The organism is Chitinophaga silvisoli, from assembly GCF_003412465.1.
In the GTDB taxonomy this organism is placed as follows: Bacteria; Bacteroidota; Bacteroidia; order Chitinophagales; family Chitinophagaceae; genus Chitinophaga; species Chitinophaga silvisoli.
Genome location: NZ_QTJV01000006.1, coordinates 436,459 through 458,509, shown reverse-complemented (window position 1 = coordinate 458,509; position 22,051 = coordinate 436,459). Strand labels below are relative to the sequence as shown.

Sequence of the window (22,051 nt, the reverse complement as noted above, 5' to 3'; positions counted from 1 at the left end):
CTGTTACTAAGATAGTATAACTTTGCTAAATGCATTTGTTTATAAAAAATATGGTTTGCAACCGCTGTATTATGGTGGTGAGCCAGGAACTGGAGAAACTACAGCTTCCTTTCAACAGCATTTCGCTGGGCGAAGTGAGTATGATGGAAACACCTGCACCAGAGCAGTTGAAAGAACTGGGTGACAACCTGAAGCAATTAGGCTTTGAGCTGCTGGATGATAAAAAGAATGCCCTGGTAGAGAAGATCAAAACGACTATAATCAACCTGATACATGGGAAGGATAATGATACCTTAAATACAAAACTCTCTGTATTTCTGCAAGATAGTATCGGCGTTGATTATCATTACCTTTCTACTGCTTTTAGTGCCGCGGAGGGACTTACGATTGAGAAGTACGTCATCCTGCAACGCATTGAAAGAGTGAAGGAATTACTACAATATGATGAGATGAACCTGAGTGAGATAGCGGACAGTCTGGGCTATAGCAGTGTACAGCACCTTTCACAGCAGTTCAAGAAAGTCACCGGCCTGACACCGAGTGCTTACCGCCAGCTAAAAGAGAACAGCCGCAAGCCGCTGGACCAGGTGTAATAATTATATACATTTTATACCGCATGATATAACGGCTCTTCGCGTAGTCCTTGGTAGCTTTGTACCATGGCACACTTAATAAAAGAAACCTTTCCTGTGCTGGAAATGAGTTGTGCTGCCTGTGCAGCAAGCGTTTCCTCCATGCTGGATTCCGTTCCCGGGGTACAGGAAGCTACGGTCAACTTCGCTAATCAGACTGCCCTCGTTACCTATGATGAAGATCAGGTAAAACCTGAAGCAATGCGTAATGCGGTACGAAGTATAGGTTACGACCTCGTCATAGATACCCACAACCGGGAAGAGATTCAGCAGCAGGCACAACAAAGCCATTACCAGGCTTTAAAGATCCGGACTATTATTGCAATTATATTGTCGTTGCCAGTTGTGGTGATTGGGATGTTCTTTATGAATATACCTTATGCCAACTGGTTCATGTGTGTATTGTCTACACCAGTGGTATTCTGGGTGGGCAGGGGCTTTTTTGTAAATGCATGGAAGCAGGCCAGGCACAGGAAAGCGAACATGGATACCCTTGTGGCACTCAGCACCGGTATAGCCTGGATTTTCAGTGTATTTAATACCATCAATCCGCACTTCTGGATGTCCAGAGGTCTACATGCGCATGTGTATTTTGAAGCAGCGGCAGTAGTAGTGGCATTTATATCATTAGGAAAATTGCTGGAAGAAAAGGCGAAATCAAATACTTCTTCTGCATTGAAAAAACTCATGGGTTTACAGCCGAAGACGGTGGTGGTATTACGTGGAAATGAGCAGACGGAAGTGCCCTTGGAAGCTGTGCAGGTCAATGAACTGATCCTGGTGAAACCCGGTAATCGTATTCCGGTGGATGGGGCAGTGGTAGAGGGAATGTCTTATGTAGATGAGAGTATGATCAGCGGAGAACCTATACCGGTATTGAAAGAGAAAGGGGCGAAAGTATTTGCAGGAACCATCAATCAGCAGGGGAGTTTTCAGTTCAAAGCCGAGAAGGTAGGCGCAGATACAGTATTGGCACAAATCATTCGCATGGTGCAGGAAGCGCAGGGCAGTAAGGCCCCGGTGCAGCAACTGGTCGATAAGATAGCGGGAATCTTTGTGCCGGTAGTGATGAGTATTGCTGTGCTCACATTTGTGATATGGTATCTGGTGGCAGGTGATTTTACTCACGGACTGCTGGCAGCTGTGACGGTATTGGTGATCGCCTGTCCCTGTGCATTGGGCCTGGCTACGCCGACGGCCATCATGGTGGGTATAGGCAGGGGTGCGGATCATAATATCCTCATCAGGGATGCGGAGAGTCTGGAGAAAGGATACAAGACGGATGTATTGTTGTTGGATAAAACAGGAACGATTACCGAAGGTAAACCGACAGTGGAAAGTATAGCAGTAAAGGAAGATTTGCTGCCTGTGTTATTAGCAATGGAATTACAATCTGAACATCCGCTTGCAGTGGCAGTAGTACATCATTTACAGGCAGCAGGTGTGCAGGCAGTGAAACTTGCCCGGATAGAAAGCATCACTGGCAAAGGTATTGCGGCTACCTATAACGGTCACCGTTACCTGGCAGGAAATGCGGCCCTGCTGCAAGTAAAGCCAGAGAGTGATGCCACGATCATGCTGTCAGAAGATGATAAAATTGTTGGCTATGTCAATATCACTGACCAGGTAAAGCCAACTTCAGGGGCTGCCATAGCGCAGCTGAAACAACAGGGTATTACAGTTTATATGCTGACGGGTGATAATGAAAAGACGGCGGCAGCGGTAGCGAAATCTGTGGGTATAGAGCATTACAAAGCGGGTATGCTGCCCGGAGAGAAAGCTGCTTTTGTAAAATCATTGCAGGAGCAGGGCAGGGTGGTAGCGATGGCGGGCGATGGGATCAATGACAGTCAGGCGCTGGCGCAGGCAGATGTGAGCATTGCGATGGGCAAGGGTTCAGACATTGCGATGGATGTGGCAAAGATGACGCTCATTACAGCCGATTTACAGGCGATTCCACGGGCTTTGGCTTTATCTAAGCTGACAGTCCGCACCATCAGGCAAAACTTATTCTGGGCCTTTATATACAACCTGATCGGTATTCCCCTGGCAGCCGGGGTCCTGTACCCGGTAAACGGGTTCTTATTGGACCCGATGATAGCAGGTGCTGCGATGGCACTCAGTTCAGTGTCGGTAGTCAGCAATAGTTTAAGATTAAAATGGACTAAATTATAAGATTATGCAATTCAAGACGAATATTAAATGCGATGCCTGTGTGGCGAAAGTAACACCTTATTTAGATGCATCAGCAGCAAAGGATGGATGGAAAGTAGATACCAGTAATCCTGATAAAATTTTAACAGTTAGTGATGATAAAGGAATGTCGGCGGCTGATGTGATAAAGCAGGTGGAAGCCGCAGGATACAAGGCCACCGCATTATAAGAATGTATTAAAACGCTTCTGCCACAAGCAGAAGCGTTTTTTCTTTGTAAGAAATTTAACAATTATTTTATAACCCTACTTGTTTTGTAGAGTATTTGATTATCTTTGTCCGGTGAAGTTGTAACATTAACCTCCTCTATACTGTAGTATTGATCGCTTAACCAGTAAACAAAGTACAATGAAAAAATTGTTGTTATGCAGCGCAGTATTGGGTTTTGCCTTGACAGGATTTGCTCAGACAGCTGCACCTGCACCAACCAAAGAAGTAAAATATGAAAATCCTGCTGCAGACAGCAGAGGGTATCTTGTAAAAGTAGGCGATCAGGCCCCCGATGATTTTGAATTGGTATTGACCGATGGAAAAAAGACTACGCTGAAAGCATTGCGTGGTAAAGTAGTTGTATTACAATTTACTGCCAGCTGGTGTAGTGTATGCCGCAAGGAAATGCCTCACCTCGAATCCGAAGTATGGCAGGCGAATAAAAATAAAGACTTTGTATTAATAGGTGTGGACAGAGATGAACCCCTTGAAAAGGTCTCGAAGTTTCATCAGGAAATGAACATCTCGTACCCGCTGGCGCTCGATCCCGGCGCTGCTATCTTCCGCCGCTATGCCGACAAGAATGCAGGCGTGACAAGGAATATTGTCATAGATAGAACAGGAAAAATTATCTACTTAACAAGATTGTATGATGAAAAAGAGTTTGCAGCCATGCTGTCAGTGATCAATGAGCAATTGAGCCTCTAAGCTTCCCCGGCATTTTAATTTACGAATCAACCATTCCGTGCACGGTCATCAACCGCTGTGTGCGCAGGACTTTATTACCTCCTATCAAGCAACGAAAACAATGAAAAAAATTGTAAGCGCATTACTACTGCTATCCCTTTGCCTTGGCGCGGCTGCACAGTCACGCCGCATCTCCGGTAAAGTTACAGCAAAGGACAATGATAGCCCCATCCCCGGCGTTTCTGTTAAGACTACAGGCAAAGCTATCGGCGTTCAAACAGATGCCCAGGGGAACTTCTCCATCGAAGTACCTGAAGGTGTCACCTCACTTGAATTTACATACATCGGTTACCAGAAAATAACATTACCTATCAGTGGACAGACTGTCAATGCCAAACTGGAATCTACTACGAGTGGTCTCAATGAGGTAGTCGTAGTGGGGTATGGTACACAGACAAAAAAGGAATTTACAGGTGCTGCTGCACGTATATCAGGTACGCTTGTAAAAGATGCACCGGTGCAGAGTTTTGACCAGGCACTATCCGGTCGTGCGGCAGGTGTGAGCATTGCATCGCCCAATGGTGTATTGAACAACCCGCCTGTAATCAGGATCCGTGGTGTGAACTCTATTTCGCTCAGCTCTTATCCGCTGGTGGTGATAGATGGTATTCCGGTAAGTACAGGGAACATCTCTACCAGTACTTCTGTACCTAACAACCCATTGAGTGATATTGATCCTGCAGATATAGAGTCTATCGATGTTCTGAAGGATGCTGCATCTACTTCTATCTACGGTTCCCGCGCCGCTGCCGGTGTGCTTCTTATCACAACTAAGAGAGGTAAGGAAGGAAAGGCAAAGGTCGTGTATGATGCATGGGGGAGCCTGACCAAGGCGGCACGCCTGCCTAAATTGCTGGATGCAACAGGTTACATGAAATATAAAAATGAAGCGGTATACAATGCAAAAATATTAGGTGGTAATGAGAACAACACCAGCGTAGCTGCTGAACTGTTCTTCCCTGATTACAATGCTGATGGTTCGCTGGTGAATACTAACTGGTACGATTATATCTATCGTACGGCCTATTCCCAGAACCATAACATCAGCGTATCTGGTGGTAATAAGACGACCAATTATTATTTATCCGCTAACTATTCCAATCAACAGGGTTTTGTGGTAGACAACGAATTTAAACGTAAATCTCTTCGTTTTAATGTTGATCATGAAGTGACCAAATGGTTAAAGTTCAGAGCGGGTGGTGCATACAATACGACATTCAACCAATCTCAGAATACAGGTTCCCTGCCTAACAGTACCTTCCTGCTCATCGGTGCAGCCCGTCTTGCAACTGCGCTAGCACCAAACGTGTCCGTGTACAATGCAGATGGCAGTTACAACCTGAGTTCTACAGGTACTTTAGGCATGGGCAACAACCTGGTGACCAACACCCTCTGGAATGCCAAAGCATTGTTCGACCTGAGTAGTTATACGACAGAAAACGATCGCTTCCAGGGTAATGTGGGTGGGACCATTAAACTGCCTTATCACTTTGAATTGAATACCACTTATGCCATGGACAGGTTGAGAACTGAAAACAATACCTGGTTAAGTTCTCAATTGGGTTCCTCTGGGTATTCAGTGGGTGGGTCTGCTACCAATGTAAGTGCACTACGTAACAACTGGGACTGGGCAAGCACCTTATCGTTCAACAATAAGTATCGTAAGCACCATGTCACTGCCTTATTTGGGTATGATGTGCAGAAATTTGAAACTACTACCTGGGGGGCATATGCTACGGTAGCAGCGGACAATTTCTTTACAAATTATGAGGGTAGCTACAGTACGGTAGCTGCTTCCGGCAACGGACGGAGTGAGAAGGCATTTATCTCTTATTTCTCCCGTGTGACTTATGATTTCAACAACAAATATTTCCTGACAGCTAACTTCCGCCGTGATGGTAACTCTGCGCTGGGTGTAAACAGCAAGTTCGGTAACTTCGGCGGGGTAAGTGCAGGCTGGCTGGTGTCAGAAGAAGGGTTCTACAAGCGTCTGAACATCAGTCATATCGTAGACAATGTGAAACTGCGTGCCAGCTGGGGCCGTGTAGGTAATGGCAACGTAAGCAACGACTACGCCAGCCAGAGTCTCTACAGTTCCTCACTGTATGGTAGTGCAGCTACCTGGTACCTGAGCCAGGCAGGCAACCCTGACCTGGCCTGGGAAACCAGTAAGCAAACGAACCTGGGGCTTGACCTGGGATTGTTGAACAACAGGATTCAGGTAGAAGGTACCTGGTTCAACAACGATGTGAATGGTCTGATCCTGAGTGCACCGCAATCTGCATCCAAAGGCATCCCTGACAATGCTATCCTCATGAACGTAGGTTCTATGTACAATCGTGGCTGGGAACTGGGTTTGACGGCGAGTGTGATCCGCAAGGAAAACTTTAGCTGGGATGCGAGCTTCAACTACACACACATTAAGAATGAAGTGACTGCACTGGCTTCCGGCAATTCCGATATCATCGGGTATACACATACCTCTTCAGAGGCAAGTAACGTAACGCGTGTAGGTTATTCTGTGGGTAGTCTGTATGGTGCCAAAACGGATGGTGTGAACCCTGCAAATGGTCGCCGGATCTTCATCAATAAGGCTGGTGAGAAAGTACAGTACAGTGCTACAGTCGCTTCAGGTGAGAGCAACTGGACTTACCTGGATGGCACAACTGCTGCCGCTATTTCGGCGAGTGACTATTACCTGCTGGGCAATGCATTGCCAAAATGGTATGGTGGTCTGAGCAATACTTTCCGTTATAAAAACTTAGACCTTGGTATCAACATCACCTATGCCGGTGGTAACTATGTCATGAACGGTACCAAAGGTACCCTGAGGGACCAGCGTTTCTACAACAACTATACTGACATCTCCAAACGCTGGACGACTGTAGGACAGGTGACGGACATCCCTCGTCTGGTTTACAATGACCAGATCTCCAATGGTTCTTCCTATCCGATTTCAGCGAACGTAGAGAAGGGCGACTTCGTACGCCTGCAAAGTCTGACACTGGGTTACCGTGTTCCGTCTAAAGTATTTGGTACCTCTGGAATTACCAGTGCCCGTGTATATGCGTCGGGTAACAACCTTCTGCTGTTGACAGGATACACAGGTACAGATCCTGAGTCAAGCAGCAATGGTAATTCAAACACGACTCCGGGTATTGAGAAGAATGCAGTGGGTCAGGGAAGGACTTTCACTGTTGGTATTAACGTAGGTTTTTAACGTCAAACAATCAGGAAAATGAAGAAGATATATTTATATATAGGGCTGGGCGCATTATTGGGTTTCAGCTCCTGCAGTGAGAAGGATTTGCTGGACACTGTGCCGTCTACCTCTATCAGTGATGCAAATGCATTTGGTTCTGCTACCCGTATCCTGGGACTGGTGAACGGTGCTTATGATGCGGTGAAGGCTGCCTCCTTATATGGTGGCAGATACCTGTTGTACTGCGATGTGAGAGGGGAGGAGTTTATCAACGTAACGGCGAATTCATATACAGCTTACGAGAGCTGGAATAATAGTTATAATTCGGGCTCGAACGATATCAATAACCTGTGGTCACAGGCGTATACAGCGATCAATGATGCGAATATTATCATAGCAGGCCTGGCTACCAGCACGGGGGTAATTTCCGATACGTTAAATGCACAGTATACGGCGGAGGCAAGGTACATCAGGGCGCTGTGTTATTTTAGTCTGGTGACGGTGTATGCCACTCCCTACAATGCGGATCAGGGGGCATCCAAAGGGTTGCCATTGCGTTTGCAGGCGGAAACGAATGGGGACAACAATGACCTGGCACGTAGTTCGGTAGCGGAAGTGTATGCACAGATCCTTGCTGACCTGGATGCTGCGGAAGCGAACCTGCCGGACAGTTATTCCTCAGACCTGCTGAATACGACCCGGGCGCATAAGAGTACGGCGATAGCACTGAAGACAAGGGTGTACCTGACAATGAACAATTTTGCGAAGGTTGTGGAAGAAGCTGCGAAGATTGTTCCACAGACGACAGCGCCGTTTAGCACTACCAGTTATGGGGTGAAGCATGCATTGCAGTCAGATATTACGACATTGTTTGGTACGACTTATACCACGACTGAGTCCATTTTCTCTATGCCGATGACATCAACCGATTCTTATTCCGGTCAGTCAGCGATAGGGTATATTTATAATGCAAACTCAGAGTACTACCTGAATCCTTCCGGGATTTTGGGTAATGCACAGTGGGGCACTAATGATAAACGTAGAAGTCTGCTGCGGGTAGCTTCCAACCTGTATTACCTGAAAAAATACGCGAAGGCATCCCCTTATGTAGACTATATTCCGGTGATTCGTTATTCTGAGGTATTGCTGAACTATGCAGAAGCCGCGGCACAGACGGGTGACCTTACCCTGGCGGCGAACCTGCTGAAGGCGGTGCATGCACGCAGTGATGCGAGTTATACATTTGCCGATGCGGATGTAGCGACCGCTGCAGCATTGGTAGCTACGATTGCGGTAGAGAGAAGAATTGAATTACTGGGTGAAGGTTTCAGATCCGGTGATTTGCTGAGAAACCTGCAGACGATCCCGGCTAAGGGTAGTAGCAGTTTACAGGCGAATGCCGTAGAGCCGTCAGCGTCAAACTATATTTTCCCGGCACCGAACAATGAGCTGACAACAAATAAGCTTTATTAATAAAGTTTGGCCCTGTATTTGCAGTCTTACAATAACAACGAACAAATTGCGTTTTATAATCGGACAGTAAACCCAGGATCATGCTTAGAAGATCTACCTGGAAGAAATTTAGACAGCCTGCCAATATCCTAATACTTATTATGATGTTGGCAGGTTTTGTGTTTTTAGGCACTGGTTGTGCTTCGAGTCGTAGTGGAAATTACGAGCCGCCCAGGTTGGGTGCAGAGTATCGTTTTGAGGATGGGATGCGGCGGGAGAAGCATCCGCAATATTTATTCAGTAATAAGGAGCGGAAGGATCTGAGGAAGATGGGATTGCCGGCGGGAGAGCAGAATGAGGCTGTGGGCGGGGTGAGTTTGCCATCGGCCACACACCAGCTGCCGGGGGAGATGAAGACAGACAGTATACCGGCGAAGGATTCGGTGTATAAAGTGTTGCCGCAGTAGCGGCTTTTTTTTTGGCATTTCTCAAAATGTTAAAGTTTTGTTTAAGCAGTAACCTTTCCGGAACAACACCGTTTAACCACATGTGAGCGCATGCGACAGCTTGTGCCTATTATTATTCCCGGTGTTTCATCCTTAGCCCAATCCTATACATAAACTTCAGACTATGAAGATTATTTACGCAATTGCTGTCGTGTTTTTTATCACTGTATCCGGCTTCGGGCAGTCTAAAAAACTGACTTATGGTCCATATGTGGAGACCCTTATCAACCAGGGGAAACTTCCTGCGGCTTCCAGGGTTGGTGCAGGAGCCGGTGTCGGTGTGAATGTAAAATTGCTGACCGGATGGAGTTTTACGGCATCGGCAGGTTATGTGTGTTTTAAAGGAAATACTACGCAGAAAAATGTTTCCGGCGCAGACTACCAGGTTATACCGGTACGTTTAGGGCTGGAGTATAAATTGCCTGTGCCGGCGGTATATGTAAAGATAGAGGGAGGGACGGCTACGACTATCGGGCATTATAGCGGCCAGGGTACGAAGGCGATCGTAACGCCGGGATTGGGCGTGCATTTAAAAGCCCTGGATGTGGAGGCGAAGTATGAGACCTGGGTGAAGGAAAATGCGAATAGTAGTATTGGGGTGAAGGCGGCCCTGTCTTTTTAAGGGGGATACAGGTGCAAAGTTTATTAAAATGCTTACATTTTTTTCAAAACCATTAAAGAAGCCTGCCATTATTTGCCTAAAATATTAAAAATGACCCCTTTTATGATCCGCAGTTACATTTAATATGAATTACTTACATTTGTGAGAATTTTAAAATATCCGTATGATTAAAACCATTCAAATTTCATTATTACTGGCTCTTTTCTGTGTGATCGGCTTCCAGTCGCAGGCGCAGCTGAAGAGATTCAGCATTGGCCCCTACGTAGAAACAGGTGTTCCTACCGGTGACTTCAAAGACACGCACAACGCTGGTTGGGGTGCTGGTCTGAATGCAGACATCAAACTGATTGCTGGTTTGGGTGTAACCGGTTCTGCTGGTTACATTCGTTTCGGCGGAAAATCGTTTGATTACAGTGCTGTAGATGGTCCCGTGGGTAAATTCTCTGCATTGCAGGCGTTTCCTGTAAGAGTGGGTGTGAAGTATAAATTTCCTATTCCGTTATTGTATGTAAAAGCGGAAGGTGGTACTGCTACTTACGTAGGTGATTATAGTGGTACAGCTACCCTGTTTGCGCCTGGTATCGGTATTCGTTTCCTTGGTTTGGATGTTGAGGCGAAGTATGAGGCGTGGTTTAAGGACGGCGACCATTTAGGTTTCTTTGGTCTGAAGGCCGGGTATAATTTTTAGTCAGTTGTTATTTATTAATAGTGGCCTCCGGATCTTTTCGGAGGCTTTTTTGTTTTGGAGGGTGATTGCAATGGATGCCTTTCAATTGTCTAATGAAAGAAGCCTCCTGACATATCAGGAGGCTTCAAAGGTTTCCGTTTAAATAAGAAAATCTTTCCGGTCAATTATAATGTACCGGCATGTTCACTGTACTGCTACTGTTTAGGTTGTTTCTTATGTTTCTTCGCAGTAGTATCAGCAACTGGTTTGCCTGTTGTATCGGCTTTGGCAGCTGTAGTATCACCTGCATTTTTAAACGCAGCTGTGTCCTTTACAGAGGTTGCTGTGTCCAGTCTGTGAGCAAAAGCGGCAGTGTCTGCCTTTACACCTTTGGTAGTATCACCTTTTAAAGTGAAGCTGGCGGTGTCTTTCATCATTGAAGCAGCCAGGGTATCCTTGCTAAAAGCAGTATCTGCCTTTGCAAAAGCCGCTGTGTCGCGGAAGTTGGCTGTGTCAGCTTTAAAATTGGCAGTATCTGCCTTGAAACTGAAAGCGGTGTCTCTCATCAGCGCAGTATCAGCCTTGAAGAAAGAAGCGGTGTCGCGGAAATTAGCCGTATCTGCTTTAAACATACTGGCTGTATCACTCATCATCGCGGTATCCGCTTTGAAAAAGCTCGCAGTATCTGCTTTAAACAAATTTGCTGTGTCATACGTCATCGCTGTGTCTCTTACAAAGCTGGCTGTGTCGGTGCTGAAGGCAGCAGTGTCTCTCGCAAAGCTGGCAGTGTCTGCTTTGAAAAAGCTCGCAGTGTCTGCTGACATAATGGTGTCGGCTGCGTTACCGCTGTTAGACATAACATTCTTTGCATTCACATTGGCCAGAACAAAAGCGCCAAAACCTGCCATAAGGCCGAAACGGATTAATTGCTTCTTCATGGTTTTTCAATTTTAATTGGTTAATAAAAATCAATAAATGATGGTTGCTTAGAATATAACCAAAACGATGCAAGAATCCTCTAAGAAAATGTTAAAGACAATAACTAATTATATAAGAAATTGAAATACAATTAAATAGAAAGAATTCTTATTTGAGTAGTTTTTGTTACCTCATTAAACTTTACTCAAAAAAGTAAGTCCGCCAAAAGAGAATATTGTAGATAGCAGGTAACATCACCGGGTATACGTTTTCATACTGGGAATAGTAAGCTTAAAAATGAAGCATCGCCATTTAGCCAAAATTTTTAAAACTCGTTAAATTAATATCATAATTTCTTGTTAAGAAAGTCTACATTTACCGCCATATCTGTGAATGTGACATCGTAATAAAGTGTTCCTAATTAATTATGTACACCACTTGAATGTAATGCCAGCGAACAGTGTGTAAGCTTCCTTGAAAAATATAATAATTACGTTTTCCAAAATCCAACTACTTACTTTGCTATGAGGTACAAACCACTGGGCAAGCTATGCTTCCTCCTTTTTATGTCATGTCTGCTCACCACAGCAGCCCTCGCACAGCGCACTATCTCAGGGATAGTCAAAGATGCCAGTGATAGCAGCGGTCTCCCGGGCGTTAATATTACTGTGCCAGGGACAACTACAGGCACCATCACTGATGCAAAAGGCCACTTCTCTTTGCAGGTCCCCGAATCCGCAAAAAGCCTGACCTTCTCTTTCATGGGATATACCCAGCAAACTATTGCTATCGGTACCCAGACCAGCTTCTCCGTATCACTACAGTCCACCTCCAAAGGATTGGGTGAAGTAGTCGTAGTAGGTTATGGTACACAAAACCGTCGCGATGTAACAGGTACCATATCGTCCATCAAAGGATCCGATATCAAAAACCTTCCTGTCAGCGATGCCGCCCAGGCCATCCAGGGTAAGGTCCCCGGTGTGGACATTGTGCGTTCCGATGGTTCCCCGGGTTCAGAACCCAATATCCGCATCCGTGGTACAGGTACCATCAACAATGCAGAACCACTGATCATTATAGATGGTGTACCTGCTACTGGCATGAGCGATGTAAATCCCAACGACATCGCTTCCATGGAAATACTGAAAGATGCTTCCAGCTCTGCTATCTACGGTACCCGCGCTGCGAATGGTGTTGTGATCATCACCACCAAAAAAGGAGGGTATGGCGAGAAAACCCATGCGACCGTGAACGTATATAGAGGTACCTCCAATGCACGCCGGTATATCCCGCTCCTCACGGCACCAGAACTTGTACAGCTGAAACAGGAGCGTTATACAAATGATGGCGTTGCCATAAACCCGCTCTGGCAGGATCCTTACTACGCTGTACAACGTACGGACTGGCAAAGAGCGCTCATTGGCACAGGCTCCACTACAAATGCAGACGTAAACCTGCGTGGCGGTAGTGCTGCATCCAACTACCTGTTCAGCGCCGGTTACTATGATGAAAAAGGGTTGATCCAGAATTCATTCTTCAAACGTTATAGTTTCCGCATCAACTCCGAACACAAACTCGGTAGTCATGTGAAAGTAGGAGAAAACCTCCAGCTCACTTATCGTAATGCCAGAGGCTTCGATACGTATTCTTCACAGACAGGTCTGATCTTTAGCGCCCTGCGTTTCAACCCGGCTATCCCGGTGAAGAACGAAGATGGCAGCTGGGGATCCGCCAAAGCCAGCAATGAACTGGGAGATATCAACAACCCTGTTTTCACGGTTAATAATATCGATGCATACAGCAAAACCTATCGCGTACTGGCCAGTGTATATGCTGAAGTACAGATCCTGGATGGTCTTTCCCTGCGTGTAAACGGGGGCTATGATGGTAATATTTACCAGCAATACAGTTTCACGCCCGCCATTCTGGATCAGACCCGCGTAAGTGCAAACGCTGACCTGTGGCAACGTACTGAATCAAATGGTACGGCATTGGGCGAAGCCTTCCTGACATACAACAAAACTTTCAACAATGTGCACCAGGTAACCCTGACAGGCGGTTACTCCGCTCAAACTTCACACGGTGATTACTTCCGCGCAGAGCGCTGGGGCTATACCGATGAAGCGGCTGATCAGCGTGTGCTCGACAACGGTACTACCGTATACAATGCTTCCGGTAACTACAATCCGGAAACTGCCATCGTATCAGGGTTCCTCCGTGCCTTCTATGGTTATAAGGGCAAATACCTCTTCACCGGTACCTTCCGTGCGGATGGCTCCAGTAAGTTTCCTGCCGGCCAGCGCTGGGGTTATTTCCCGGCCTTCTCACTTGGCTGGCGCGTGAGCGATGAAACATTCTTTAAAGATAATGTGGGTTTCATGAGCAACCTGAAACTCACCGGTGGCTGGGGACAGCTCGGAAATCAGAATGTGACCGATTACCAATACCTCGCGATTGTGACCAAAGACCGGAAATATTCTTTTGGCGGCAACCCTTACACCGGTATCTGGAACAGTTCTCTTGCCAACCCTAACATCACCTGGGAAAAGGCGGAGATGACAAATATCAGTGCTGAAATGGGCTTCTTTAATAATGCACTGAATGCAACCGTGACCTGGTTCAATAAGAAAACCCGCGACATGCTGGTGCCTTATCCTGAACTGGATGTACATGGTACAAGTAAGATTCCTGATCAGAATATTGGTCAGATGAGCAACAAAGGTTGGGAAATTGAAGTCGGTTACAATGGAGGTAAGAAAGACATCCATTACCATGTAGGAGTGAATGCATCCTTCATCAAAAACCGTGTTACTAAACTGTACTCCGGTACTTATATCAGTTCTACGCCCTACGGTCGCCAGGCACAGGAGATTTCCCGTACCTACGAAGGTCAGCCGATTGCTTCCTTCTATGGCTGGAAGACAAATGGCATCTATCAGAATCAGACTGAGATCAACAACGATCCTAACGTAGCACATGACAATAACAGGGCCGATATCAAACCGGGTGATGTTCGCTTTGTGGACATCAACGGTGATGGTAAGATCGATGAAAGCGACCGTACAAACCTTGGTAATCCAAACCCTAAAATGACTTATGGCATCCAGGCAGGCGTAGACTACAAAGGTTTTGACCTGAGTGCCACTTTTGCAGGTGTAGCCGGTGTGAAGCTCTACAATGCTGACAGGATGCAGGGCCTGGATCCAACCTATTCTTATAATATGTATGCAGAAGCAATGGAGCGCTGGCATGGCGAAGGCACCAGCAACAGTATGCCACGCATGTCTCTCGAAGATGCCAATCAGAATGCACGTACATCCGACCGTTTTGTAGAAAGTGGTAATTATTTCTCCCTGAGAAATGTGACCCTTGGCTATACCATTCCTGCCCGTGTATGGGGTAAGTCAGGTATCTCCGATATCAGGGTATATGCAACCGGTCAGAATGTATTCATGATCACCAAATACAAGGGCCTGAATCCTGAACTGGGTTATGCTGCTCCTTCCACAGATGGTAACCTGATGCGTGGTGTTGACGTGGCCACTTACCCACAGGCCCGCGTATTTACTTTTGGTGCAACCATGAATTTCTAAACAAGCAAAACGAATTAAGCAATGAAACGAATGAAATATCTGCTGCTGTGTGTACCTGCGTTCTTTGCCTGTAATAAGGAACTGGATGTAGATAAAAAAGGTAGCTATACTACGGCCAACTACTGGCGCAATGAATCTGACGCGGTAGACGGCATCACGGGGATCTATAATATTTTACTGGAAGAAGATTTTACCGGCTTTGGTGAATTTGTGTACGACAATTGTTCGGACGACCAGTACCGTGCAGGGGATCACCCGGAACTGGCGGACCTGGAAGCCTTTACCTACGATGCCTCCAATGCTGCTGTAAAAGCACCCTGGAAGTGGAAGTATGAAATGCTGAACAGATCGAATAGTGCACTGCTATACATTCCGGCGATTACAAATATCAGTGCGGATGTAAAAAACCGTTGTCTGGGTGAGGCCCACTTCTTCCGTGCATTCGCTTACTGGCGACTCGCTTTGATCTATGGTGATGTACCAATGATCATGGAAGAGGATATCAAAAACGGTACTTACAATAAAGCAAAATCTACTATCGACGAAGTACATGCACAGATCGAAGCGGACCTGAAAGCAGCGGCTATCCTGCTGCCGGAAAGTTACGATGCATCACAGGCAGGTCGTGTGAGCAAAGGTGCAGCATGGGGCTTGCTCGCGAAACTGTATCTCTATGAGAATGATTTTGCAAACACTATATTATATGGTGATAGCGTGATTACAAATGCGAACTATGCATTGCAATCTACCTATGCGGCAAACTTCACTCCTGCTACCAGCAATAACAGTGAAATGCTGTTGAACGTACAAACGCTGGACGGATGGGGGTATTCTGACTTCATCACTTATCACGCACCGCGTGCCTGGGGTGGATGGGATTTCTTTGAGCCTGTACAGGGATTACTGGACGAATTTGAAGATGGAGATCCCCGCAAGGATGTATGTATTATGAAACCGGGAGATGTGATCAATATTGGTACAGGTACAGCTACTTACACCGCATCATTGTCTTCTACAGGGTATCATTACAATAAGTTTTGCGCATGGATAAGCACAGGTGGCCTGAACTATTCCTTTAAGTATCCATTGATGCGTACATCAGATATTTATCTGTGTGTGGCAGAAGCGAAGATCCGCCAGACTGGTGCCGGTGCCGGCGATGCCGAAATCAATGCCCTTCGTTCAAGAGTGGGTTTGACACCTGTATCCAATGCTGGCATGACCGCCCTGATGCATGAGAGAAGAGTAGAATTGTGTGGGGAGAATGAGCGCCACCAGGACCTGATGCGTTGGGACAAGGCGGGGATCATTGATATCACTACGATCTACAACAAGCCAAAGCTCACGTCTTCAGGAGCCGTGATCCAGGCAGCAAGGACTTTTACCAGACCAAAGAATTACTACTTCCCCTTACCACAATCTGAGATTGACAAAAGTAACGGGGTGCTGGTACAGAATTCAAATTATTAATATGTGAACAGGGCGGTATCAAAAGTAACCTGATAGGATTAAGAATTAAAAAGGCATTCTTTCCATCAGGTTCCTGGTTTAATTCCAGGAAATTTACTTTTGATACTGCCCCTTTTTTATTGCCAAAAATTCTTATTTACCAGGGTGCATTAAATAACTGTCAAATTTACACACAAAGTTTCCTTTTTTAAGCCTATATTGAGCTTCTGAATAATTCCTGGTTATGCGATACAAATTTCATCGCTGTCTGACAGCACTATTATTGTCCGGAACCATTTCCGTGGCTCAGACGCTCACCGTCAAAGTAAACACACCGCAACACACTGTTCAACCCACCATGTGGGGGATCTTTTTTGAAGACATAAATTTCTCGGCGGACGGCGGCATTTATGCTGAGCTGGTCAAAAACCGCTCATTTGAATTTGCCCAGCCTTTACAGGGATGGAAAGTGATCAGGGATGCCAATGCCGGAAAGGTACTGATCGTGAACCGTGCCCCGGAAAATGCGGCTAACCCACGCTATGCACACATTACTACCACCGGCAGTTTCGGTCTTTTCAACGAAGGTTTCCGGGGTATGGGTTTTAAGAAAGGGGAGACCTACAATTTCTCCATACTGGCCGGCAATACAACCGGGGACATTACCATTAAGGTAGTCCTCCTCAACGACAAAGGCACGGCTATCGGCTCTGCTACCGTAGGAACTCCCGGCAAAGACTGGAAGTCTTACACAGCAAGTATCACTGCCAGCGAAACGGTGGCTAAAGGTGGCCTGCAGGTCTTCTTCGAAGGCAAGGGTTCTGTAGATGCGGATATGCTTTCTCTCTTCCCCGCTAATACATGGAAACAGCGTCCAGGTGGTCTTCGATCCGACCTGGTGCAACTCCTGGCTGACCTGCATCCTGGATTTGTCCGTTTCCCGGGTGGTTGTATCGTGGAAGGTAAGGACCTGGTAAACCGTTACCAGTGGAAAAAGACTGTAGGTCCTGTTGAAGACCGTACCCTGATCGTAAACAGGTGGAATACTGAGTTCCCGTACCGCGCTCCGGGTGACTACTACCAGAGCTATGGCCTGGGTTTCTACGAATACTTCCAACTGGCAGAAGATATTGGTGCCGAGCCACTGCCTATCCTGAACTGCGGCATGGCCTGCCAGTTCAATACCGGGGAGGTAGCTGCGGATGAGGATGTAAATAATTATATCCAGGATGCACTGGACCTGATCGAATTTGCCAATGCCGGTACAGATACAAAATGGGGAAAACTGAGGGCCGATATGGGGCATCCCAGGCCTTTCAACCTGAAAATGATCGGGGTAGGTAATGAGCAATGGGATAGCCAGTACATTGTTCGCTATAAAATGTGGGAAACAGCCCTGAAGACGAAACACCCTGAGATCAAACTGGTGTCCAGCGTAGGGCCTTCACCTGACGATGAGCGTTTTCGTTATGGCTGGTCCCAGCTGAAAGACTCCAAAGCGGACCTGGTAGACGAACATTATTACATGGCTCCTGACTGGTTCCTGCAGAATGCCTCCCGGTACGATAATTATGACCGTAAAGCGCCTCATATCTTCGCAGGAGAGTATGCAGCTCATATTAAGGATAAGGAGAAGGATCAGCCTGAAAGTCGCAATACCTGGGGGAGTGCCCTGGCGGAAGCTGCGTTCATGACTGGCCTGGAAAGAAATGCGGATGTAGTGAATATGGCATCTTATGCACCGCTGCTGGCACATGTAGATGCATGGCAATGGCGGCCAGACCTCATCTGGTTCGATAACCTGCGTTCAGTGGGTACGCCTAATTATTATGTACAGAAACTGTTTGCTAACTACAAAGGCACCAACACCGTTCCTGTTCTTGAAAAGGGTAAGGCGCTCACTGGCCAGGACAGCATTTATGCCAGTGCCACCATCGATGCGGCTAAGCACCAGTTATTGCTGAAGGTGGTCAATGTCTCCACGGCTGTCCGTCCTTACAAGATCCAGCTGGAAGGTGCTACGACTACCAAAGAGGCGGCCGTACAACAACTCCTGACAGCTGCCGACAAACTGGCTATCAATACATTGGACGAACCTTCACTGGTAGCGCCCCGGCAGCAGAAACTGACTGTTACAAAGAACAGTGCGAGTGTGACCCTGCAGCCCTCTTCTGTGAACGTTTTCGTTATCCCATACAAGTAATAAAATACTGTTCCCATTTAGCCCATTTTTCTGCCGGTGGTAGAAAAATGGGCTTTTGCATTTTTTAAGTGAACAGCATGGCACGTTTTTTAGTTAAATTAGTAACGGATGAGTATCTGCCTTGAAATGTTCCCATATGTTCAACAAACTCATAATCTTCTGTTTCTTTGTTTGTAAGTGTGCCCCTGTGCAGGCCCAGGACTCCGTTCCACGCTGGAGTCTCCAGACTTGCCTCGATTATGCAAAGACGCATAATATCACACTGAATAGTTTACGCCTGAACCGCAGTATCTCTGAACAGGAGTTATTGTTATCCCGATCAGCTGTATTGCCCGGCGTATCAGCCTCTCTGGCTCCATCTGTGACCCGTTCCAGGGTCGCTGATAGCAATGGCGACCTCAGATCCCGGGTCACTACCTCGGGTAACACGTCTGCCAGTGCCTCTGTTACATTATATAATGGTGGTTATCTCCGGAATGATATCAGGCAAAAGGAATTGCTGGTACAGGTAGCGGGCCTGGACCTTGCTGCCTCTGAGAATGATATTACCCTGAGCATTACCCAGGCTTACCTGAATATCCTGCTGGCAAAGGAGAATATTGTCTATGTCAGGGATGTGGTAGCTACGTCCGAAGCACAGGTGAAACAGGAACAGCAGTTTTATGATGTGGGTACGGTGGCGCTGAAAGATCTGATCCAGTTGCAGGCACAATTAGCGAATGATAAATATACCCTGGTAGCTGCGGAGAATACTCACCGTCAGAACCTGCTTACATTAAAACAGATCCTGCAATTGCCGCCGGATACCGATTTTGCAGTAGTGGAACCTGATACGCTGATGTCTAATCCTGTATTGACCTCCTTGTCTGAAGCCCGGCAAACGGCGCTGAATAACCGGCCAGAGGTAAAGAGCAGTGAGCTGAGTGTGGAGTCCGCAAAGCTGGATGTGTTGAAAGCCCGGGCAGGATACCTGCCTTCATTGACTGCGGGCGCAGGCATAGGTAGCAGTTATACGGATAATAGTCCTTATGCATTTATGAAACAGATGGATAACAACTTTTATCAACAAATAGGTGTTACCCTTTCGGTACCCATCTTCAGCCGTCGTGCGAATAAGGTAAATGAGGCGGTGGCGAAACTGGGAGTAGGGCAGGCACAACTTACGTTACAGAATACACGTACTACATTGTCTTACGAGGTGGAGCAGGCATATATCAATGTGTTGAATGCGCAGTCACAATACGATGCGGCAGTAGAACAGTTAAGGTATACCCAGGAGAGCTATCGGATTGCAAATGAGCAGTTGAAGATAGGAGCAACGAATACAACAGAGGTGCTGGTGCAGAAAAACCTCTATATACAGGCATTGCAGTCGTATATACAGGCGAAATATAGTTCGGCGCTGTATATAAGGATTTATGATTTTTATAGGGGAGTACCTGTTACATTATAAAATTTGAATAAACTAATATAGGATGAATAAAAAGGTCCTTATAATCATACTGATCGTTGTGGCCGTATTAGCCGTATGGTTCTTCTTTTTTAGAAAGAAAGAGAAACCTGTGATAGTAGAAACAGAAAAGCCAAAGTATGGTCATATCTATACGAGTGTCACAGCAACTGGATATGTGCAGCCGGTGGATACGGTAGCGGTAGGTACGCAGGTATCAGGTACGCTGAAATACATTTATGCCGACTTTAACTCTACCGTGAAGAAGGGGCAATTGATTGCAGAATTGGATAAAGTGCTGTTGCAGGCCGAGGTAGACAGGAATAAAGGAACCCTGGCAAGTGCACAGAGCCAGCTGATCTACCAGGAAGCACAGTTTAAACGGGAGAAACAACTGTATGATGTAGGTGCGGTGAGTAAGGCGGATTACGATAATGCAAATTATTTGTACCAGGCGGCAAAGGCGAGCGTGGAAAGTGCACGGGCATCCCTGGCCACCGCACAGAGAAATCTCTTCTTTACAGAGATCTATTCCCCGATAGACGGCGTAGTGTTAAGTCGCTCCGTAAGTGTGGGACAGACCGTAGCGGCAAGTTTCAGCACACCTACATTATTCATACTTGCCAAGGATATTACAAAGATGCAGGTGCAGGCAAATGTGGATGAAGCAGACATCGGGAATGTAAAAGATAGTCAGCGTGTATCCTTCACGGTAGATGCCTATCTGGAAGATGAGTTTTCCGGCAGGGTAGAGGAGATCCGCTTGAAACCAACAGTGTCATCCAATGTGGTTACTTATACAACGATCATCAGTGCGCCAAATGAGAATATGAAACTGAAACCGGGTATGACTGCTACGGTGACAATCTATACAGCAGAGAAATACCATGCATTACTGATACCGGCAAAGGCCCTGATGTTTAAACCGGATTCGGCGATGGCGAAGAATTTCAAGGTTGTAAGTATCGCGCCGGCAGCAGCAGAGAAACATAAATCATCCAAACCGGTGACGGGAGGGGAGCAGGATACAGTGCGAAGACAACATGCAGATACTTCGAAGGTGACGGCGAGTTATGTATGGGTAAAACAGGGAGATACCTTGTTGCAGAAAAAGGTGATCATAGGATTGAATGATAATACGCGTGCCGAGGTGATATCCGGATTGACAGAGAATGATGATGTGATCACTGCAATGACGCAGGAAGTGGAAAGCAAGGGCACGAAGACAACAGGATCCGGTGGAAGTCCGTTTATGCCGCAGCGAAGGAGACGGTAGGAATTTGTTCATTCATCTTACATAAAGCGATGGATAAAAAGATATTAGAAATACAGCAGATCAAAAGAGAATTCCGGATGGGCACAGAGATCGTTCGTGCACTGAAAGGCGTATCCTTTGATGTATTTGCGGGTGAATTTGTAACGATCATGGGGAGCAGTGGTTCTGGCAAGACGACATTGTTGAACATACTGGGTTGCCTGGACAAGCCTACGGAGGGTAATTACCTCCTGGATGGAGTAAACATTGGTCAGCTATCGCGGAATGAGCTTGCGCGGCTGAGGAATCGTAAAATAGGATTTGTGTTCCAGGCGTACAACTTATTGCCCCGCACCTCTGCGTTGGAGAATGTAGAATTGCCCTTGTTTTATAATATGGAAATCAGTCATGAGGATCGGCGTAAGAAAGCGATCCATGCACTGGAGGCAGTGAAACTGGCGGAGCGAATGGATCATACGCCGAGTCAGCTTTCGGGTGGGCAGCAGCAGCGTGTGGCGATAGCGAGGGCATTGGTAAATGAGCCGGTGATGATATTGGCGGATGAGGCAACGGGGAATCTGGATACGAGGACATCGTATGAGATCATGGCCCTGATGCAGGAGTTGAACAGGGAGCAGGGGAAGACCATTGTGTTTGTGACGCATGAGCCGGATATAGCAGCATTTAGTAGCCGGACGGTGATGTTGCGGGATGGGAAGGTAGTGAAGGATACGAAGAATGAGAATGTGAGGTCAGCGAAGGAGGCATTAGCGGCGTTGCCGGTGTCGGATGACTATTAGAGTGGGTAGAGGAATTGAAATTTTTAAAATTGAGAGAGTGGGGATATTTCATTTCGACGGGTCTTGTTTTAGTTTACAGTTGATGATTATAAGACCGGCAGCGTGAACCGTTTTTTCCTGGCCGGTTTCAGA

The 22,051-nt window shown here is 46.6% G+C and carries 16 protein-coding genes; 15 read left to right on the top strand and 1 reads right to left on the bottom strand.

What is annotated here, in order from left to right; translation table 11 throughout:
* The first annotated feature begins 29 nt into the window (after nucleotides 1–29).
* The 9 genes from DXN04_RS17390 (at nucleotide 30) to DXN04_RS17350 (ending at nucleotide 10,272) form a co-directional block, all read left to right on the top strand.
* On the top strand, nucleotides 30–593 hold the full coding sequence (locus DXN04_RS17390) for a helix-turn-helix domain-containing protein (protein WP_116854660.1): 564 nt from the start codon (nucleotides 30–32) through the stop codon (nucleotides 591–593).
* A 66-nt stretch (nucleotides 594–659) separates the two neighbouring features.
* Nucleotides 660–2,807, top strand: coding sequence for a heavy metal translocating P-type ATPase (locus DXN04_RS17385; RefSeq protein WP_116854659.1), 2,148 nt, complete (start codon nucleotides 660–662; stop codon nucleotides 2,805–2,807).
* A 4-nt stretch (nucleotides 2,808–2,811) separates the two neighbouring features.
* Nucleotides 2,812–3,015, top strand: coding sequence for a heavy metal transport/detoxification protein (locus DXN04_RS17380; protein WP_116854658.1), 204 nt, complete (start codon nucleotides 2,812–2,814; stop codon nucleotides 3,013–3,015).
* Nucleotides 3,016–3,193: 178 nt separating this feature from the next.
* On the top strand, nucleotides 3,194–3,763 hold the full coding sequence (locus DXN04_RS17375) for a peroxiredoxin family protein (protein WP_116854657.1): 570 nt from the start codon (nucleotides 3,194–3,196) through the stop codon (nucleotides 3,761–3,763).
* A 100-nt stretch (nucleotides 3,764–3,863) separates the two neighbouring features.
* Entirely contained in the window at nucleotides 3,864–7,022 is a 3,159-nt protein-coding gene (locus DXN04_RS17370) for a SusC/RagA family TonB-linked outer membrane protein (RefSeq protein ID WP_116854656.1), read from the top strand.
* A gap of 18 nt (nucleotides 7,023–7,040) precedes the next feature.
* Nucleotides 7,041–8,477, top strand: a complete 1,437-nt coding sequence (locus DXN04_RS17365) for a RagB/SusD family nutrient uptake outer membrane protein (RefSeq protein WP_116854655.1) — start codon at nucleotides 7,041–7,043, stop codon at nucleotides 8,475–8,477.
* Between the two features lie 80 nt (nucleotides 8,478–8,557).
* Nucleotides 8,558–8,923 carry a hypothetical protein gene (locus DXN04_RS17360; protein ID WP_116854654.1) on the top strand — a complete coding sequence of 122 codons (366 nt, stop codon included), beginning with the start codon at nucleotides 8,558–8,560 and terminating at the stop codon, nucleotides 8,921–8,923.
* Nucleotides 8,924–9,086: 163 nt separating this feature from the next.
* A complete protein-coding gene (locus DXN04_RS17355) occupies nucleotides 9,087–9,584 on the top strand; it encodes a hypothetical protein (RefSeq protein ID WP_116854653.1) in 498 nt (165 codons plus the stop codon).
* 163 nt (nucleotides 9,585–9,747) lie between these two features.
* Entirely contained in the window at nucleotides 9,748–10,272 is a 525-nt protein-coding gene (locus tag DXN04_RS17350; protein ID WP_116854652.1) for a hypothetical protein, read from the top strand.
* Nucleotides 10,273–10,466: 194 nt separating this feature from the next.
* On the opposite strand, the gene DXN04_RS17345 is transcribed toward DXN04_RS17350, so the two are convergent.
* The gene (locus DXN04_RS17345; protein WP_116854651.1) at nucleotides 10,467–11,189 is read right to left on the bottom strand and encodes a hypothetical protein; all 723 of its coding nucleotides are present in this window, start codon (nucleotides 11,187–11,189) and stop codon (nucleotides 10,467–10,469) included.
* Nucleotides 11,190–11,693: 504 nt separating this feature from the next.
* On the opposite strand from DXN04_RS17345, the gene DXN04_RS17340 reads away from it, so the two are divergent.
* From DXN04_RS17340 to DXN04_RS17315, 6 genes are all read left to right on the top strand, one after another.
* Entirely contained in the window at nucleotides 11,694–14,762 is a 3,069-nt protein-coding gene (locus DXN04_RS17340) for a SusC/RagA family TonB-linked outer membrane protein (protein WP_116854650.1), read from the top strand.
* 21 nt (nucleotides 14,763–14,783) lie between these two features.
* Nucleotides 14,784–16,232, top strand: coding sequence for a RagB/SusD family nutrient uptake outer membrane protein (locus DXN04_RS17335; RefSeq protein WP_116854649.1), 1,449 nt, complete (start codon nucleotides 14,784–14,786; stop codon nucleotides 16,230–16,232).
* Between the two features lie 223 nt (nucleotides 16,233–16,455).
* Nucleotides 16,456–18,414 (top strand): alpha-L-arabinofuranosidase C-terminal domain-containing protein, encoded by a 1,959-nt coding sequence (locus DXN04_RS17330; RefSeq protein ID WP_116854648.1) that lies wholly within the window; start codon nucleotides 16,456–16,458, stop codon nucleotides 18,412–18,414.
* A gap of 136 nt (nucleotides 18,415–18,550) precedes the next feature.
* Nucleotides 18,551–19,867 (top strand): TolC family protein, encoded by a 1,317-nt coding sequence (locus DXN04_RS17325; RefSeq protein WP_116854647.1) that lies wholly within the window; start codon nucleotides 18,551–18,553, stop codon nucleotides 19,865–19,867.
* Nucleotides 19,868–19,889: 22 nt separating this feature from the next.
* On the top strand, nucleotides 19,890–21,140 hold the full coding sequence (locus DXN04_RS17320; protein ID WP_116854646.1) for an efflux RND transporter periplasmic adaptor subunit: 1,251 nt from the start codon (nucleotides 19,890–19,892) through the stop codon (nucleotides 21,138–21,140).
* Between the two features lie 29 nt (nucleotides 21,141–21,169).
* Entirely contained in the window at nucleotides 21,170–21,919 is a 750-nt protein-coding gene (locus DXN04_RS17315) for an ABC transporter ATP-binding protein (protein ID WP_116854645.1), read from the top strand.
* The last annotated feature ends 132 nt before the right edge of the window (nucleotides 21,920–22,051 follow it).

Bases quoted from the DNA above. Each gene is read 5' to 3' on its own strand.
- DXN04_RS17390 (WP_116854660.1), top strand. From the start codon at position 30: ATGCATTTGTTTATAAAAAATATGGTTTGCAACCGCTGTATTATGGTG.
- DXN04_RS17325 (WP_116854647.1), top strand. From the start codon at position 18,551: ATGTTCAACAAACTCATAATCTTCTGTTTCTTTGTTTGTAAGTGTGCC.
- DXN04_RS17360 (WP_116854654.1), top strand. From the start codon at position 8,558: ATGCTTAGAAGATCTACCTGGAAGAAATTTAGACAGCCTGCCAATATC.
- DXN04_RS17370 (WP_116854656.1), top strand. From the start codon at position 3,864: ATGAAAAAAATTGTAAGCGCATTACTACTGCTATCCCTTTGCCTTGGC.
- DXN04_RS17385 (WP_116854659.1), top strand. From the start codon at position 660: ATGGCACACTTAATAAAAGAAACCTTTCCTGTGCTGGAAATGAGTTGT.
- DXN04_RS17355 (WP_116854653.1), top strand. From the start codon at position 9,087: ATGAAGATTATTTACGCAATTGCTGTCGTGTTTTTTATCACTGTATCC.
- DXN04_RS17375 (WP_116854657.1), top strand. From the start codon at position 3,194: ATGAAAAAATTGTTGTTATGCAGCGCAGTATTGGGTTTTGCCTTGACA.
- DXN04_RS17320 (WP_116854646.1), top strand. From the start codon at position 19,890: ATGAATAAAAAGGTCCTTATAATCATACTGATCGTTGTGGCCGTATTA.
- DXN04_RS17345 (WP_116854651.1), bottom strand. From the start codon at position 11,189: ATGAAGAAGCAATTAATCCGTTTCGGCCTTATGGCAGGTTTTGGCGCT.
- DXN04_RS17335 (WP_116854649.1), top strand. From the start codon at position 14,784: ATGAAACGAATGAAATATCTGCTGCTGTGTGTACCTGCGTTCTTTGCC.
- DXN04_RS17315 (WP_116854645.1), top strand. From the start codon at position 21,170: ATGGATAAAAAGATATTAGAAATACAGCAGATCAAAAGAGAATTCCGG.
- DXN04_RS17330 (WP_116854648.1), top strand. From the start codon at position 16,456: ATGCGATACAAATTTCATCGCTGTCTGACAGCACTATTATTGTCCGGA.
- DXN04_RS17350 (WP_116854652.1), top strand. From the start codon at position 9,748: ATGATTAAAACCATTCAAATTTCATTATTACTGGCTCTTTTCTGTGTG.
- DXN04_RS17380 (WP_116854658.1), top strand. From the start codon at position 2,812: ATGCAATTCAAGACGAATATTAAATGCGATGCCTGTGTGGCGAAAGTA.
- DXN04_RS17365 (WP_116854655.1), top strand. From the start codon at position 7,041: ATGAAGAAGATATATTTATATATAGGGCTGGGCGCATTATTGGGTTTC.
- DXN04_RS17340 (WP_116854650.1), top strand. From the start codon at position 11,694: ATGAGGTACAAACCACTGGGCAAGCTATGCTTCCTCCTTTTTATGTCA.